At 67.0% G+C, this 16,763-nt stretch carries 14 protein-coding genes; 12 read left to right on the top strand and 2 right to left on the bottom strand.

All coding sequences use genetic code 11. The features are described from left to right. Positions 1-101 precede the first annotated feature (101 nt). From ABZ854_RS27405 to ABZ854_RS27365, 9 genes are all read left to right on the top strand, one after another. Entirely contained in the window at positions 102-947 is an 846-nt protein-coding gene (locus tag ABZ854_RS27405) for an SDR family oxidoreductase (protein ID WP_361215531.1), read from the top strand. A gap of 123 nt (positions 948-1,070) precedes the next feature. Beyond that, positions 1,071-3,317 (top strand): MMPL family transporter, encoded by a 2,247-nt coding sequence (locus ABZ854_RS27400; RefSeq protein WP_361215528.1) that lies wholly within the window; start codon positions 1,071-1,073, stop codon positions 3,315-3,317. 223 nt (positions 3,318-3,540) lie between these two features. Next, a complete protein-coding gene (locus tag ABZ854_RS27395; RefSeq protein ID WP_361215525.1) occupies positions 3,541-4,122 on the top strand; it encodes a hypothetical protein in 582 nt (193 codons plus the stop codon). A 137-nt stretch (positions 4,123-4,259) separates the two neighbouring features. Further along, entirely contained in the window at positions 4,260-4,565 is a 306-nt protein-coding gene (locus ABZ854_RS27390; RefSeq protein WP_361215523.1) for a helix-turn-helix transcriptional regulator, read from the top strand. Next, the gene (locus ABZ854_RS27385; RefSeq protein ID WP_361215520.1) at positions 4,562-6,091 is read left to right on the top strand and encodes a helix-turn-helix domain-containing protein; all 1,530 of its coding nucleotides are present in this window, start codon (positions 4,562-4,564) and stop codon (positions 6,089-6,091) included. Before ABZ854_RS27390 ends, ABZ854_RS27385 begins: the two co-directional genes overlap by 4 nt. Before the next feature lie 66 nt (positions 6,092-6,157). Further along, on the top strand, positions 6,158-6,733 hold the full coding sequence (locus ABZ854_RS27380; protein WP_361215517.1) for a transcriptional regulator: 576 nt from the start codon (positions 6,158-6,160) through the stop codon (positions 6,731-6,733). A gap of 422 nt (positions 6,734-7,155) precedes the next feature. Next, on the top strand, positions 7,156-7,464 hold the full coding sequence (locus ABZ854_RS27375; protein ID WP_361215514.1) for a hypothetical protein: 309 nt from the start codon (positions 7,156-7,158) through the stop codon (positions 7,462-7,464). A 56-nt stretch (positions 7,465-7,520) separates the two neighbouring features. Then, positions 7,521-7,967: a hypothetical protein gene (locus tag ABZ854_RS27370; protein WP_361215511.1), complete on the top strand. Its 447-nt coding sequence runs from the start codon at positions 7,521-7,523 to the stop codon at positions 7,965-7,967. Positions 7,968-8,135: 168 nt separating this feature from the next. Further along, positions 8,136-9,158, top strand: a complete 1,023-nt coding sequence (locus ABZ854_RS27365; protein WP_361215508.1) for an NADP-dependent oxidoreductase — start codon at positions 8,136-8,138, stop codon at positions 9,156-9,158. A gap of 123 nt (positions 9,159-9,281) precedes the next feature. On the opposite strand, the gene ABZ854_RS27360 is transcribed toward ABZ854_RS27365, so the two are convergent. Then, positions 9,282-9,713, bottom strand: a complete 432-nt coding sequence (locus ABZ854_RS27360) for a hypothetical protein (protein WP_361215506.1) — start codon at positions 9,711-9,713, stop codon at positions 9,282-9,284. A 577-nt stretch (positions 9,714-10,290) separates the two neighbouring features. On the opposite strand from ABZ854_RS27360, the gene ABZ854_RS27355 reads away from it, so the two are divergent. Next, positions 10,291-11,766, top strand: coding sequence for an MFS transporter (locus ABZ854_RS27355; RefSeq protein ID WP_361215503.1), 1,476 nt, complete (start codon positions 10,291-10,293; stop codon positions 11,764-11,766). A 44-nt stretch (positions 11,767-11,810) separates the two neighbouring features. Here the strand turns inward: ABZ854_RS27355 and ABZ854_RS27350 are convergent, their stop codons facing one another. Further along, entirely contained in the window at positions 11,811-13,775 is a 1,965-nt protein-coding gene (locus ABZ854_RS27350; RefSeq protein ID WP_361215500.1) for a lamin tail domain-containing protein, read from the bottom strand. A 277-nt stretch (positions 13,776-14,052) separates the two neighbouring features. On the opposite strand from ABZ854_RS27350, the gene ABZ854_RS27345 reads away from it, so the two are divergent. Then, positions 14,053-15,318: a ParA family protein gene (locus ABZ854_RS27345; RefSeq protein ID WP_361215497.1), complete on the top strand. Its 1,266-nt coding sequence runs from the start codon at positions 14,053-14,055 to the stop codon at positions 15,316-15,318. After that, positions 15,315-16,439, top strand: a complete 1,125-nt coding sequence (locus tag ABZ854_RS27340) for a ParB/RepB/Spo0J family partition protein (protein WP_361215494.1) — start codon at positions 15,315-15,317, stop codon at positions 16,437-16,439. Before ABZ854_RS27345 ends, ABZ854_RS27340 begins: the two co-directional genes overlap by 4 nt. Positions 16,440-16,763: the final 324 nt, after the last annotated feature.

Raw genomic sequence — 16,763 nt, 5'->3', positions numbered from 1 at the left:
TGAAGACGTCCTCGGCCGCCTACAGCCTCCGTGATAATATTGCACTAAGAGTGCAATATTTATGAGGGCTCGCCGAGCGCTCCCGCTTGATGGGAAATCACATGAATGACCGCACCAAGAACGTTCTGATAACTGGAACCTCGTCCGGTATCGGCCTGGCCACTGCCGTAGGCGCGGCCAAATCGGGTTGGGGCGTCATCGCCACGATGCGTGACGTCGGCAAGTCTCAGCGGCTTCTGGAAGCCGCAGAAGTCGAAGGTGTCGCGAACCGGATCGTTGTCAGCCAGCTCGACGTGACGAGTGAGGAATCAGTACGCCTTTGCCTCAAGGACACCCTTGCCCGATTCGGGCGACTGGATGCGGTGATCAACAATGCGGGGTCCGGCAGTCTTGGCACCTTGGAGCAAGGAACTGTCGCCGATGTACGCAAAGTGTTCGAAACAAATTTCTTCGGGGTTCTCAATCTGACTCATGCGGCGCTGCCCGCGCTGCGGAGCTCTCAAGGCCGCCTGCTCAACGTGACGAGTGTCGGGGGAGTGGTCAGTCAGCCGTTCAATGAGGCATACAGTGCCGCGAAGTTCGCCGTCGAAGGTTTCATGGAAGCGTTGGCCCCGGTTGCCGCAACGGTTGGGGTATCAGTCAGTGTGGTCGAACCCGGGGCAGTAGCCAGCGAGTTTGTGAAGAATATTGGGCTCGATGAGTCCTTCATCGAGGCAGCGGGGCCGTATGCCGCCCCACTTTCGAAATACGTGTCGCGAAGTCTTCAGGCCTTTGAAGGTGCGCAAACCCCTGAGGATGCCGCAACCTCCATCATCGACCTCCTCAACCAAGAAAATCCCGCCTTCCGTATTCAAACCTCGGAGGCGGCTCGGAACATGGTCGCCCTGAAGATTTCCGACCTCGACGGCTCGACTGTTCAGCAGATCATGCGCAGCTGGCTGGTGTAACGACGGCCGGCCCGAGTCCACGGGCTGTACGCGGTGGCCCATGGCACCGGTCCCGGATGCCGCGGTGCTGGGGCTGGCGTGTAATGAGACTGTTCGTTCGTCTCCGGCCACGAGGATCGAGACATGGCCCACCACCGTGGGGCGAAGAGGGACACGGAGCACCAGGGCCCGGGGCACCCGGGGTTACTGCGCCGCCTGGGCCAGTGGTGCGCCCGCCACTTCGTGATCGTGATCGTCGCCTGGCTGGTGGCGCTGGCCGTCCTCCAGGTCCTCAACCGCTCCTTCGGCGGGAGTTATTCGGACAACTTCTCCCTCCCCGGCGTGCAGTCCGAGCAGGGGCTGCAGGTGCTGGAACAGCACGACCCGGCGGCCGGCGGCTACAGCAGCCAGATCGTTCTGCGTGACAACGCCAAGCCACTCACTTCGCTCAGCGGCCAGATTTCCACGACCATCTCGGATCTGGGGAAACTGCCGCACGTCCTGGCCGCCCAGAACCCCCTCGCCGCCGCCGGCAAGCCTCCCGCCCGGCCCAACGTCGGCCCGCTGTCGTCCGACGCGAAGACCGGCTACATCACCGTCCGCTTCAATGTCGAGCCCTCCACCCTCGGCCACAGCTACCTGAACGGCGTGGACCGCGCGGTGCAGCCGCTGCGCTCGGCGGGCGCGCAGGTCGAGTACGGCGGTCCGCTCGGCGAACTGGCCCGTCCGCAAGCCGACGACCGCGTCAGCGAGCTGATCGGCTTCGCGGTCGCGATTGTCGTCCTGCTGCTGGGCTTCGGCAGCGTCATCGCCGCCACCATGCCCCTGGTCACCGCCCTCATCAGCGTCATCTGCGGTCTCGCCTGCCTCGGCCTGCTGGCGTCCGCGTTCACTTTCGCGACGGTCTCCCCGACCCTGGCCACGATGATCGGGCTCGGCGTCGGCATCGACTATTCCTTGTTCCTGATCACCCGGCACCGGCAGAACCTCATGGAGGGCCTCGATCCGGTGCGTGCCGCCGGGCACGCCGCCACCACCAGCGGGCGCGCGGTCCTCGTCTCGGGCTGCACGGTGATCGTCGCCCTGGCCGGCCTGTACGCGTCCGGGGTGTCGTTCGTCGGCAAACTCGGTTTGGCGGCCATGGTCACGGTCGTCACGGCCGTCCTCGGCGCGCTGACCCTCGTCCCCGCGCTGCTGGGTCTCATCGGCCGGCGCATCGACCGCCTGAAGGTGCGCCGCCCCGTCGCCGAGACCGACACGGCCCCGGGCGCCGAACCCCACGGCACCTGGCACAACTACGCCCGCCGGGTGGAGCACCGGCCGGCCTGGTTCCTCGCGGCGGGCATCGCGGCGATCGTCGTCCTCGCGATCCCGGTGTTCTCCATCCAGCTCGGCCACATCGGCGACGGCGCCGATCCGACGTCCTTCACCGACCGCAAGGCGTACGACCTGATGACCGACGCCTTCGGGCCCGGTTCCAACGGCCCGCTCACCGTCGTCGTCGACCAGAGCAAGGTCCCCGCCGATCAGCGCTCCTCCCTGGCCCAGCAGACCCAGAAGACCCTCGACGGGGTGCCCGGCGCCGCTGCCGTCACCCCGCTGACCCCCACCAAGGACGGCGACGTCCTGATCGCCACCGTCTTCTCCCAGAAGTCCCCGCAGAACGCCGCCACCACCGACCTCACCAACCGTCTGGTCGACACCACCCTGCCCGACGCGGTGAAGGGCACCAAGGCCCACGGATACGTCACCGGCACCACCGCCGCCCAGGTCGACTTCCGCAACGTCGTCGCCGGTCGCCTGCCGCTCATCATCGGCGTGGTCGTCGCCTTGGCCTTCCTGATCATCCTGACCGTCTTCCGCGGCCTGCTGGTCGCGGTCAAGGCGGCCGTCCTCAACGTGCTGTCCATCGCCGCCTCGTACGGCGTCGTCGTCGCCGTGTTCCAGTGGGGCTGGGGCGGGCCCGCGCTCGGCGTGCACGGCAAGGTGCCCATCGAGAGCTACGTGCCGATGATGATGTTCGCCATCATCTTCGGCCTCAGCATGGACTACGAGATCTTCCTGCTCACCCGCGTGCACGAGGCCTGGAAGCGCACCCAGGACGCCAAGGCCTCGGTCGCCCACGCCCTGGAGATCACCGCCCGGATCATCACCTGCGCCGCCCTGATCATGGTGAGCGTGTTCGCCGCGTTCATCCTCAGCGACAACATCGTGGTCAAGATGCTCGGACTCGGCCTCGCGGTGAGTGTGCTGATCGACGCCTCCGTCGTACGGCTGCTGCTGGTTCCCGCCGTACTGACTCTGCTCGGCCGGCACGCCTGGTGGACACCCCGGTGGCTGGACCGGATCCTGCCGCACATCGATACAGAGGGCGGCAGCGAGCCCAGATGACGGGCGGCGGGGTCTCCGTTCGGGTTTGGCCCCGGCCCTGGGCCGGCAGAGGCCGGGCCCGGGGGCGGTGATCAGTCGCCGTCGGACGGTATCCCGTCGGGCCGGCGGTGTTTGGCCGCAGGCGGGGGACATGCGGGAACGCCCCTGGAGGCCCATGGTGGAGGAAAGGCAGGGCGCCGCTGAGCCGCCCCTCGCACACGACGGTTGCCACGAAGGAGGACGCATGACGACCTCCGCTCCCCCTCATTCCGCACCGCGATTGATCGTCTCTCGCGATTGGCCCCTGGTGGGAGCCGCGATCGCGGCGCTGCTGAGCTTCATCATGCTCCTGCTGCCCTGGCTCACCGCCGGGTCCAGGAGTGAGAACGCCTTCGGTGCAGCACTGCAGACCGCGGGCCCTGTAATGATCATTATCTCGGCGTTCGTCACCATCGGCCTGCTCTTCGCGGCCCTGTGGGTGACGAGCCGGGGATACCTGACAGCCGTGCTGGTGTCAGCCGCCGTCCTGGTGGCCTTCTACGCGGTCAAAGCCGCAGACACCGCAGAACTGGCGGATTTCTACAACCGGCTGCTGGGCGAGACCCTCGGCGTGAGCTTCGGCACGGGCATCGGAGTGTGGCTCGGGCTCGCCTTCGCCTCCGTGGCATTGCTCTGTGTGCTCCTGGCCCTGGCCTGCGAATGGGGTTCGGGTGAATCGCTTGTCTACCCGCCCATGCTCAGGAGACCACACAGAACCGGCGTGAACGCCCCGCAGGAGAGTGACCCGGGCCATTCGCCGCCTCCGCCCGGTTCCGGCGGTCCGTGACGGGGGCTGGGGCCAAGGCCCGCGTACGGTGGCGGTCGACGGGCCGTGCCGAGTGAGCGGCTGCCGCGCCCGCCACATCGGGCACGTGGTTGCGATATACGTATATTTCATGAGTTTATTGTGGTAGATTCGACACTATGAGTATTGGCCTTGAGGAGAGGATGCGCTCGGCGGTGGCAGCGCTGCTCCACGCGGCCGGTGAGTCGCAGGCCGGGCTCGCCTCCGCCCTGGGCGTGAGCCAGGCCCAGGTGAGCCGGCGTCAGTCCGGGGTGGCCGCCTGGAGCCTGACCGATTGCGAAGCAGTCGCCGCGCACTACGGCATCGATGTTCTCGACCTCCTGGCCGGCCCCACCCGCGCAACGGAGGCCTTGCCGGTCACACGTCGACGCCTTCCCGGCCGCCCCGCCGCGCGCACGGCGCCCGCCGACGGAGCCGTACGATGACCGACTTCGGCGCGATCGACGCTTTGCTCGCCGGGGCCAAGAAGAACGTCCCGCTGCCGGCCGCCGAGGAGCGGCGGAGCCTGCGGGAAGGGACGGCCGTCTCGCGTGCCCAGCTCGCGCGGGCCCTGGGCGTCAGCCCGTCCACGGTCGGGGGCTGGGAGTCCGGACGCGAGCCGAGCGGCGAAGTACGGGAGAAGTACGCCTACTTCCTCGAAGGGGCTCGGACCAGACTGGCGGCCGACACGGCCGAGAGCACGGCTGACACCGCAACCGCGCACACCGCTTCCGCGCACACAGACGCGGAAAGCGCCGGGCGAGGGGACTACGACGACGACGTCGACGTGCTTCCCGCGCCCCGGCCCTGCGTGCTGTGCGGGCAGCCCGCGGGTTTCCAGGTCGCCGGATTCCCGCAGCACCTGGACCATGCTCAGTGCGGCGTCGTCCAGCCCGGGACGACCGAGCCCGCCACACCCGAGGGACCAGCTCCACACAAGGTGCCTCGACGCCAAGAGCCTTCCGGCCGGCAGGGGCATCCGGGCCCCAGGATCAGGGTCGTGCCCGTCGGCCGCCGCATGCACCCTGCCGATACCCCGGACCTGATCGGCACCGCCGTCGAGGCCGCGCTCGCCGAGCACTCCGGCGATGTGGAAGCGGCGACCAAGGCCCTGGTCAAGCGGGCGATTCCGGACGCCATGGCGCTGCTGGACCATACCCGGCAGGGTGGCCGCTATGACGTCGTCGCCCATCCGTGGCTGCCCGACGTTCTGCGCAAGCAGTCCTCCCGTGGCGCGGACCAGATCTGGGAGGCCCGCCCCAAATGGGCCAGGCCCGAACTGCCGCAGGGCGAGCACCAGATCACCGCACTCGACGTCAACGGCGCCTATCTGAGCGCGCTCAAGACCCATCTGCCGCTCGGTCAGCTGGAGCACTCCACAGGCGACCACCACGACCGCCGGCGCGCCGGCGTCCATCTGATCACCCCGCCCGACTGGGACCACGAGACCTACTTGCCCAACCCCATCGGCAACCGCGACGAGCCCGGACCGCTCTGGGTGACGGAGTCGACCCTGCGCCTGCTGCTGCGCATCTCCAGTCCCAAGTACGGCCTGTGCGATCCGCCGGAGATCCACGAGTCCTGGACGTCGGGCGCCACGGAGGGCCTCCTGGAGAAATTCCGCATCGCCCTCAAGGACGCCCGGGACCGGGCGATCGCCGCCGACGACGAAGTGACATTGGAGTACGTCAAGGCCATGTACTCGAAATTCGTCTCCACGCTGGGGGAGTCGAACTACAACCGCGAGCTGTACCGCACCGACTGGATGCACCTCATCCGCTCGCAGGCTTTCGCGAATCTGTGGTGGAAGGCCCATCGTGCCTACGACGAGGGCCTCATGGTCGTCCACGCCATGGGCACCGACGAACTCCATGTCATCGGCGACTGGCGGGCAGTGTTCCCCGAGGGCCGGGGCGTCACCGAGGTGAAGGTCAAGGACGTCTACACGGTGGGCACCGCCACCGCCGACTAGATCCCCGGGAGCCGGTATCCTCAAGCCTCCTGGAGTCAAGGAACGCTTCACATCGGGGAGGCGAGAGTGCCGGAGCGGAACATCGATTTCGGCAAATACGGCGCGCGCGGCATCAAGGGATACGAAGCCGCGGCCCGCCAGCTCGACGCGCTCGCCAACTTCGTCACCACCCCTGTCACCCAGCGACGCGGCATGCTCGCCCGCCTGCACTACCTCACCCGCACCGAGCATGCCCGCCAAGCGGCCCGTGAGGCCGGCCTGACCGTCACCGACCGCACCCTCAAAGCCTGGCTGGACGGCAGACGCAGCCCGTCGAAGAAAAACCTCGAGCGGATCGAGACCGCCTACCGCACAGTGCGCCGTCACAACGTCGCCCGCTACCTCCTGGCCCGCCTGAACCGTCAAGGCCGGGGTACGCGCGTGGAATTCCATCCCCTCAACCAGTCTCAGGTCGACCGGCCCCGGCAGCGCGAGGTCTCTTTCCGCACGCTCAACGTCCGGCGCTGGGACCGCATCATCGATGCCTGGGCGTCAGGCGACGAACAGGCCCTGGACGATGCCTGGATCAACGACGCGGTCGTGGACCTCGGCTCGGAGTGGGGCCAGTACGAGTACGTCACCACCATCGGCTTCGCAGCCTGACCCGGCACGGTGCCCGAGCAGCCGGCCGCCGACGGCCGACCGCTCGGGCACCACGCACAGGCCGCGCCCGCCGTCAGCGTGGGGGCACGGCAGAAGGCGGGCGCAGCAAGGGCCGACTGGGTCTCTGGGTGACTGACGGCCCCCTGAGTGTGTGGCCAGGCTGCGACTTCCGGAACGCGACTGACTAACTTTTCACACTCACAGTGCAACTACATGCTAAAGGCAGTCAGGGTAAGAGCGAGGTAAGCGGTGTCGCTCGTTCCGCTCTGCCTCAGCGGTCGGCTGTGTGCTGTTCCTCGAATACGCGCTCCAGAAGGGCGTGGAGGGAAGGAGCCCGCCTCCCAGACCAGGACGGGCGGTTCGACGGTCTGGCTCGGCGCTGACGCTGGCGTACGCTCGGCCCCTTCGCCGGTGCGGCTGTCATGGCCGTCGTGCGGGTCGTCACCGAGAAGCGGATCGGGGGGCCCATGGTCGACATGGGGATGTTCGCCCACCGGCCCGTACTCTTCACCAACCTGGCCGGTCTGCTGCTGGGCCTCGCGATGTCACCCACTCCGCCCTCTGACCGGGCGCACCTGCCGCTCAGCCGCCTGAGCCGGGCGCCCCGCGCCGTCCGTCCAGGTTCCGGTCGCCCCGACTGCCGTACTGCATACGTCCGATGCGAAATGCTCCGCCTCGCACCCGAGTACGGGCACGGCACACGACGTATCCACGGTGAGAACGCCGTATGAAGCGCAGACGCCGCCGTACACGTCACAGTCGAACCAACCTGCCCAAGGAGCCGCGAGTGCGCAGCACCGACGTCCTCGACCAGATCGACGCAGCCCTCCACGACCACACGGTGAGCAGGGACGCCATGCGTTGTACCCCCGGCGCCGATGAGCCGGAGGGCCGGGCAGCGGTCGCCCAGGGCATAGCCCGAAGCATTCTCGTACAGCGATTGACGGATTACCACGGCCTCGCACTCGCGGAAGCCCGCGCTGCCGTACTGGCCGTCGAGAACGGGCGTACCAGTGAGCACGCGGCCCTGGTCCGCGCCGAGGCCCGCGCGGTCGCGGAAGAAGCCACGCAGCGGATCCGCATCGCCATCCAGCACAGGAGCAGAAGCCTCGGCCCCACGCTGCGGTACCTCTGCCGGAACCCTGAACGGCCTCCGGCAGGCGACGCCCCGGCCGCCCGCCACGAGCGACCAGCCTGGCAGTCACCCTACGGCCCGGTTCTCAGGCGCCGCTGAGGCACTTCCCCTTCAGGGCTTCTCCTGCCCGGCAGCCGAGGCAAGGCGGCCGGGCAGTCTGGTGTGCGTGTGAATGATCCTTACGTCACCCATATCCCAAGAGATTATAATTACACCAACAGTGCAATATGTGACTGGATCGCACCTCAATTCGCTGGAGGATCAAGAATGTCCCTGGACGCCAACCTCCCCGCCGTCAGCCGTGAATGGCACTTGCTCCGCCGTCCGGTGGGCTGGCCCAAAGCCGAGGACTTCCTCCTGGTCGACGCGGAACTCCCAGTACCGGGTGAGGGCCAGGTGCTGATCAAGAACAAGTACCTTTCCGTGGACCCCTACATGCGCGGACGCATGAATGCCGCCGAGTCGTACGCGGCGAATTTCGCCCTGGGCGAGGTCATGGAGGGCGGCGCGGTCGGAGAGGTGGTCGCCTCCAACTCGAAGGACCTGGCGGTGGGCGACCACGTTCTGCACTTCCTCGGCTGGCGTGAATTCGCCGTACTGAACGCGGCGGAGGCGGTCCGCATCGCCCCTGACGCGGCCCCCTTGTCCGCCTACCTCGGCGTCATGGGCATGCCCGGCCTCACCGCTTACGCGTGCCTGATGCGCACCGCCGCGTTCCGCAAGGGCGACGTCGTGTTCGTCTCCGGCGCGGCGGGCGCCGTCGGAAGTCAGGCGGGTCAGATCGCCAAGCATTTCGGCGCCTCCCGGGTCATCGGCTCCGCGGGGTCCGACGCGAAGGTGGCGCTGCTCGTGGAGGAGTACGGCTTCGACGCCGCGTTCAACTACAAGAAGGGGCCGGTGGCCGAGCAACTGCGTGCCGCCGCTCCGGACGGTGTCGACGTCTACTTCGACAATGTCGGTGGTGAGCACCTGGAGGCGGCCATCGGCTCCCTGAACCAGGGCGGCCGGATCGCGCTCTGCGGCATGATATCGATCTACAACAACACCGAACCGTCACCCGGCCCCGGCAACCTCGCCCGCCTCATCCAGACACGCGGCCGCATGGAGGGCTTCCTCGTCGCCGATCACTACGATCTGCAGGCCGAATTCATCCGGGAAGTGGGCCCCCTGGTCGGCTCCGGCGCAATCAAGTACCAGGAGACCGTCGTCGACGGCATCGAGAACAACGTCGAAGCCTTCCTCGGCGTTCTGCGAGGGGACAACACCGGCAAGATGATCGTCAGACTCTGAGCCGAGCCATACGACGCCACCCTAGCCGGCGGTTCCGCCACCGCGGAACCGCCGGCGACGTGCTGTGCCGGGGACCGTCGCCACGAGGCCCACCTGACGGGTGTGCCGGCGCGTCAACGGCGGTCACTCGGGGACAACCACTTCCCAGCAGTCGGGCGTCAGGGTCACGAGTCCCTCCAGCGGAAATTCCAGTGGTATGGGTATGGGGCCCTCCATCGCAATGGGCGGAACTATCGGTATGAGGATGGCGGGGGATTCTCCGGCTGTAGAGACAGGACCTCCCGGCACGAGAACCTCAGGGCACATGAAGATCTCCGGGGCAAGCACCTCAATTTTACCGACACCCGGAGTTGAATTAGGAAATTCAATGAGTTCGTACCCTACTTCCAGTCCTGCTTCAAGAACTATCATCAGTTCTGAAAATGGAATGACGGGGAGTTCATTGATGAGAACGTTGGTCACAGCTTCCAACGGCCAAACCGGCGGGATCAGTATCGCCTCTTCCTCGAAGTTCAACTCCAGCAAGGCGCCGGTGGCTGCTATCGGTCCGGGCACGGTGCACCCCCGTGTAATCGCTCATGCAGCCCACGGCTGCTTGCCCCTCTCATCACCTGGAGGGGCGTGAGGATAAAACATCCGATATCAGGCTACAACTCCTTGAGTGAGCGGCAAGCGCTGGTTCGGCCGTCGGCGGGCGGCGCGCCTGCCGGCAAGGCAGACCCCGCAGCACGAGCCATCGGAGACATGTCCCGCCCGGACGACGAACGAGCACGCCTGCACTCCGCAGCCGCGCACTTGCTCTCGGTCACGAGGATTGGGCAGCACGCGGGCGCGAGTTCGCCCTGCCAATGCGGCACTCTCTGCCATTGGAAAAACTGCGACCGGGACTCTAGTGTTCACGGGTGTGCTGCAAATCCAGCAACGTTTCTATCCCGAAAAACCGTTATCGATGAGCATTACCCATATTCCTTGCGCTGGACCTCGCATTGATAGCCCCAGCGCCCGAGCGAGACGGCTTCGGTTGCCGGCCACCCTTTGCCGCCGTCCGGAATCCGGCCATGATCCGTCCGCCGGTGCGTACCCGGTGGCGGACCTATGCCCGCGTGATTTCGACTGATTGGAACGAACACTCATGACGGAACTCTCCAAAAGACCGCCAGGCCTCGCCCCCACGGGCAAACCCGCCCTGCCGGGCTCCGTAGGCGCGCTGCTCATGCCGACGCTCGTGTTCGCCATGCTGGCGTACACCGGGGTGCAGACGGCGGTCGTGCCGCTTCTTCCCATGCTCGCGCGCGAGTTCCAGGTGTCGGGGTCGACGGCCAGCTGGCTGATGACCGCCAATCTTCTCTCAGCCGCGATAGCCACCCCCCTGCTCGGCAGGATCGGCGACCTGCGAGGGCGCCGGCCGGTTCTGCTGGTGTCGCTCGGCGGCCTTGTCGCCGGTTCCCTGGTCGCCGTGTCCACCGACAGCTTCGCTCTGCTGATCACCGCCCGTGTGCTGCAGGGATTCGCCGGAGGTGTGCTTCCCCTGGCCATCTCGGTGGTACGTGACGAGCTGCCCACAAACCGGGTCACCGGGGGAGTGGCACTGATCAGCGCCAGCATGGGAGTCGGATCGGGCCTCGGCCTGGTCGCGGCCGGTGTCCTGACCAACCACTGGAGTTACCGCTCCGTCTTCTGGGCCGGTCTGGTGCTCGGCGCCCTCGCCATGGTGCTGGTGGCACGCTTCGTCCCCAACAAGTCGGCCGACGACCAGACCCAAGGTGCCGATCCGCTGGGCACCATCACCCTGGCCGGATGGCTCTCCGCCCTGCTCATTGCGCTCAGCCAGGGGCACACGTGGGGATGGGGCTCCACACGGACCGTTACGCTGTTCGCCGTCGCCGCGGTTCTCGCCCTGGTGTGGATCCTCATCGAGTACCGCGTCCCCCACCCCTTGGTCGACATCTCGATGATGTCCCGGCCCGCGGTCGCCGCGGCGAATGTGTCCGGACTGCTGATCGGCTTCGGCATGTACGGCACCTTCATGGTGATCAGCGACTTCGTGCAGACACCCGAGCGGTTCGGCTACGGCTTCTCCGCCACCATCCTGCACGCGGGAATCATGGTGCTGCCCGCCGCCGCCGGATCCCTGCTCGCCGCGCCCCTCGGCAGCATCATGATCACGCGCTGGGGACCTGACGTCCCTATGATCACCGGCGGCCTGCTGACCGGGCTGACGTTGCTGTTCCTCGCCTTCCACCACACACACCAGGGCACCATCTACGCGGCCTGCTCCGTCTTCGGTATCGGGATGGGCCTGGCGTTCGCGGCCATGCCCGCCTACATCAGCACCTCGGTGAGTCCGGCGCAGAGCGGCATAGCCAACGGCATGAACGCCGTTCTCCGAACCGTAGGTGGCGCGATCGGCACCTCCATCCTCGGGTCCATGCTGGCCTCGGAGACCATCAAGGGGCTGCCACCCGGCCTGGCTGTGCCCACCGGCAACGCCTACAAGCACGTCTTCCTGGTCGCCGGGCTGATCTGCCTCGCCGTCGTCGCGGTCCCCTTCGTCGTCCGCGTGATCCGCCCCGGGCACCGGCCCGCCCACGCGGCCGCACGACGCTGACCCGCGGAGCATGCGGCCGGTAGGACGCCTTTGGGGCGCCATGATCAGCAGGGGAACGTGCCGCTGTAGAGGGCGTGCCCGTAGGAGGAGCTTCCGGAGCCGAAGCCGTAGCTGCCGTCGTCGCTCCAGACCGCCTCGCGGAAACCGTCGACGCAGGTCGACATGGGCGAGAGCGCGAAGCCCTCCAGATTGTCGGTCGGCATGACGGCCGGGTTCGTGTAGGCCACCTCCGGAACGATCGCGCCGGCGGCGTCGACCTTCATGAACGTGTGCGTCTCACCGCAGGTGTTGTCGCAGGTCGCGACGATGCGCTGGGTTCCGGCGTCGAACGTCACGTCCATCACGGAGGCCTGGCCGGTCGCGATGGTGCCGAACGTGGTGAACGTGCCGTCGGAGTTCAGGCCGTAGACGTGCAGCGTGCCGTCCCACTCCAGGCCGGCGAAGAACAGACCGGCCCCGTGCAGCAGCGGGTAGTCCGCCGGGTCGTAGGCGGCGCCGGTGAGCGGGTCGATCCAGCCGTTCGCGGTCAGCCAGCCGTCGGGCACGTAACCGACACCCTCGAAGCCCAGATTGGCGTCGTCCTTGCTGCCGGTATTGAGCTGCGGGAACTGCGCGGTCATGTCCCACTGGTGGATCGGTGTCAGCGCCGATCCGGTCGCGGCCGGATCGAACTCCATGATCGTGTCCTTGGGGACCGTGTTGGTGCTGTTGTCACGCTCGGAGGTCACATAGATGTGGCCGTCGGCACCGACCGTCAGCCCCTCGGAGTCCGGCTGGCCGGTGCCACCGGCGAAGCGGATCTGCTTGCCGGCCGAGCTCCATGACGCGTCAGGAATCCACTGGCCGTTGCTCTTGACCAGCTTGTACAGCCAGTTCTTGTTCTTGACGGCCCACAGCACCGACGGATCCGATGGGTCGAACGCCAGGCCACTCAGGTCCCGGCCCTCAGGACCGGTGGACGTGGTGAACGCGCAGACGCCGTCGGTGATCGTGACGTCCAGCCCGCCCGGCCACGCCCGGGTGCCTGCTGGGAAAGAACCGGAGCCGGAGGGCGCTTCGGGTGCGCAGCCGCTGGTGAGCGAACCGCCGCCACCCAGCAGCCGACCGGTCTGCCCACCGCCGCTGCCCGAGCAGGAGTTCACGCTGCCGAGCGTCGCGGCCGTGGAGGTCCGCAACCAGCCGGTGCCGTCGGCGCAGCGCTCGTCCGAGGGTTCGGCCCCATCGGCTGCCCAGGTCACCGAGTCGACGGTGTTGCCGGTGCCGTCGAAGAGAAAGACCGAGTCCTTGTCACCCAGCCCGAGGGCCGAGTCGAACGTGACATAGCCGCCTGCGGGGATACTGGTCGCGCTCGGCGAGGCGGACGAGATCAAGGCCGGGGAATGGGAGGTGTCATTGTCGGCGTACTTCCACGCCCCGATGCCGACCGCGCTCGTTCCGCCGTTGTACAGCTCCACGGTGTCCGCGCCGTTCGAGGTGACCTCGTTGATCCTCACCTGGCTCGCCGAAGGTATCGACGACGGGCAGCCCGAGGCGTTCGGGCCGCCGAACGTGGGTGCCGTCGTAGTCACCCATGCCCCGGTGCCGTCTCCGCCGCACCGCGCCATCGCGGGCTTTGCCCTGCCTGTGGCCCAGTCGACGCGGTCGACCACCGTGCCGTCGGCCGTGTAGATCACCAGCTTGTCCGAATCGCCGAGCCCCTTCGGTGAGTTGAAGGTGACGAAGCTGCCCGGCGGGATCCTGCCGGAGGACGGGTTGAACGACCGTGGGGCGAAGCTGTCGTCGGACATCTTCCAGCCACTGACGCTCACCGCGGTCGAGCCGGTGTTGTACAACTCCACCGTGTCGCTGTTCGACGAGGAAACTTCGTTGATCCGGACGTTCTGATAGTCGACCGGGTCAGCGGCAGCCGCAGGCTGAGCGTCGAGCACCCCGGTGACGAGCAATCCTGAAAGCGTCACAGTCGCCGCGCATAGAGAGGCGACGCCGGCACGCGAGTGTGAGGTAGGCACGAGGTGGAACTCTGACGGCACGCTCTTGAAACAGTGTGTACTCCAGCTGAACACCCCCTGCCGGCCGCTCGAACGCCAGGCGCGCAGCGCCCCTTGCGATGCGCCGGTACCGCCAAGAACGGTCCAGAACAGCGCCCCGGACCGCACCGTCCGGCAACACCGGTGCACCGCCCTTGATTACGGCGTAATCGCCCACCCCCTGCCCGACGGGCCATCAGAGTTGGTTAGCTAACGCGCCGATGGTGCAAGTGATCAGCAAAGTTAGTATGGTGCTCTCATGAGTTCGCCAGCCTCCTCCCACGACCGCGAGAAGGTCGTCTCCAAACTGCCGGGATGGCTCCGGCAGAACCTCAAAGTCAGAGCCGCCCAGCACGGGGTCGAAATCCAGGCCGCCGTCGAATCAGGCATCAAGGACTGGTGTGGTCTGGCCTCCGCCGCCCCAGCCGTCGACACCGTGGGCTCCGACACCTTCTCCACCTTCCTGCCTCTCGGGCAGTGGAACGAGTTCCGGCAGACCACAGCCGATCGAGGCGTCTCCCTGACACAAGGGCTTGCTCAGTCCGTCCAGCTGTGGCTCGACGCCAACCCGGCCCCGGAAGTCGAACGGCCTGGAATCACCCGCCGCGTCATCGTCTGCAACCAGAAGGGGGGTGTCGGCAAGACGGCGATCACAGCAGGCCTGGGGGAGGCGCTGGCTGAGGACGTCGACATTCTCCGTCCTGTGCGCGTGGCAAAAGCACTCGCCAAGGCACTGAGGGAAAGTGAAGCGCGGACAGTCCAAGTACCTTCGGCAGACGACCCGCTCGACGTCGAGAACCTGCCCGGTCCCGGGCTGAAGGTCCTGCTCGTGGACTTCGACCCGCAGTGCCACCTCACCAACCAACTGGGGGCCGCACCCCTGCCGATGCAGGGCGACAGCCTCACCAACCACATGGCCGGCGACCCCAAGGGCGGCCTCAGCGACCTCATCGTCTCCATCGACGAGGACTGCTTCGGCGGCCGCCTCCACCTGCTCCCCGCCTGCAACGACGCTTTCCTGCTCGACGTACGCCTCTCCGCAGTACGCGCCAGGGAGGCTGCACTTGAGCGGGCTCTCGCCCCACTGGAAGCCGATTACGACGTAATCATCGTCGACTGCCCGCCCAGTCTCGGTCTCAGCATGGACGCCGCCGCCTACTACGGCCGGCGCCGCGACGGTGAGAAGCCCGGCCAATCCGGTGCCCTGATCGTTGTCCAGGCCGAAGACAGCTCAGCAGACGCCTACGAACTGCTCACCACCCAGATCGACGACCTCCGCGGCGACCTTCAAATCGACATCGACTCCCTCGGCATCGTCGTCAACCTGTACGACTCCCGCCGCGGCTACATCGCCACCTCCTCCCTCCAGGGCTGGATCGACATCAAGGATCCCCGGGTCGTCGGACTCATCGGCGACCTCAAGGAACAGAAAGAAGCCGTACGAGTGAAGAAGCCCCTGCTGTCCTACGCGCCCGAGTCGCAGCAGGCCGTCGGCATGCGAGCCCTGGCAAGGGAGATCCTGTGACCACCAAGGCCAACCAACTGGGCGCCGGCCGATTCGGCGGGGGAGGACCCACGGTCAGCGCACGCCGTCAGGCGGTGGCCGCTGCGACCGGAGTCCCCACCGACGGCATCGCAGCCCCCACGGAACTCCCCGTACAACGCATCAGCCTCAACCCCGACAACCCCCGCTCCACGCTCGGAGACCTGACCGACCTCGCAGGCAGCCTGAAGACGCACGGACAGAAGCAGGCCATCACGGTGATGAACCGCGATGCCTACATCAAAGCCAACCCCAGTCAGGAAGCTGAACTCGAGCCGGACACCACACATGTTGTGGTCGACGGCAGCAGCCGCCTCGCAGCCGCCCGTGAAGCCGGACTTACCACGGTCAAAGTCATGGTCAGCGACGACCAGGGCGCCACATCCGAGGAACTTCTCGAGTCCGCCCTCGTCGCCAACATCCACCGGCAAGACCTCGAAGAGATTGACGAGGCCCGCGCCCTGCAAAGGCTGCTGGCCATTCACGGCAGCCAACGGGCCCTGGCCAAGCGCCTCCACCGCTCCCAGGGATGGGTATCGCAGCGTCTGGCTCTGCTCAACCTGACTCCTGAACTGCGGGCCCGCATCGGCCAGGTACCCATCGACCTCCTGCGCGCAGTAGGCAACAAGCCGGCCGACCAGCAAGAAGCAGCGCTGGAAGAGCTGAAGGAGGAGCGAGCCAGGAAGGAGGAGGACAGAACCCGCACAGCCAAGGTCCCCGACGACGGCCCACGCAACGAGGCCACCTCTGACCAGGACTCCGTCGGTGATTACGGCGTAATCACCCACACACCGCAGGACGCCCCCCCTTCCCCAGCACCGAAGGAAGCGGCAAGCGGCGCTCGAACAGCCATCCCTCCGCGGGTACATCAAGAGCCGGCCACCGGAGCGGGAACTGCCACACCAACGGTGCCGGAACAAGCCACCGGCGGCACCATTACGACGCAGACCGCAGCCGGAAGCCAGCCTCAAAAGAAGTTCCCGTACGACAACGGCGTAGACGCGGCATACTTCCTGCTCCACCGGATGCCGCCACAGGAGTTCGACAAGATGCTGGACCTCCTCGTCAGGCACCGCAACAGCCGGTCCCACCAAGCCGATTGAACCTGGTGACTCAACAGGCAGCGGTGCCCCGACCCGCACCACCTTATGGGTATACGAGGTTGTAGCCGTGGACGGTCCAAGGGCGGCGAAGTGTGCTTGCTGCGAAATCTGAGCGGGGATGGAGAGGTTCCTGTAGCTAGCCCCCGGAATTCGCGGAGCGAATTCCGTTCTACTCGAAATTGCGGAGCAATTCGAGCCTAGGACAACGGAGTTGTCCGCTGGGCAGCGGAGCTGCCGGCGCCGCGCGGAGCGCGGCGCTTTTTCCGCCGCGTAGCGGCGCCGCCCCCGGGGGCCGGTCGATAGGGTTCTCCACCCGCGGCCCCG

This window comes from Streptomyces sp. NPDC047028, assembly GCF_040644095.1.
In the GTDB taxonomy this organism is placed as follows: Bacteria; Actinomycetota; Actinomycetes; order Streptomycetales; family Streptomycetaceae; genus Streptomyces.
Note: the sequence above shows the minus strand (reverse complement) of the source record. Positions and strands in the feature narration are given on the sequence as shown.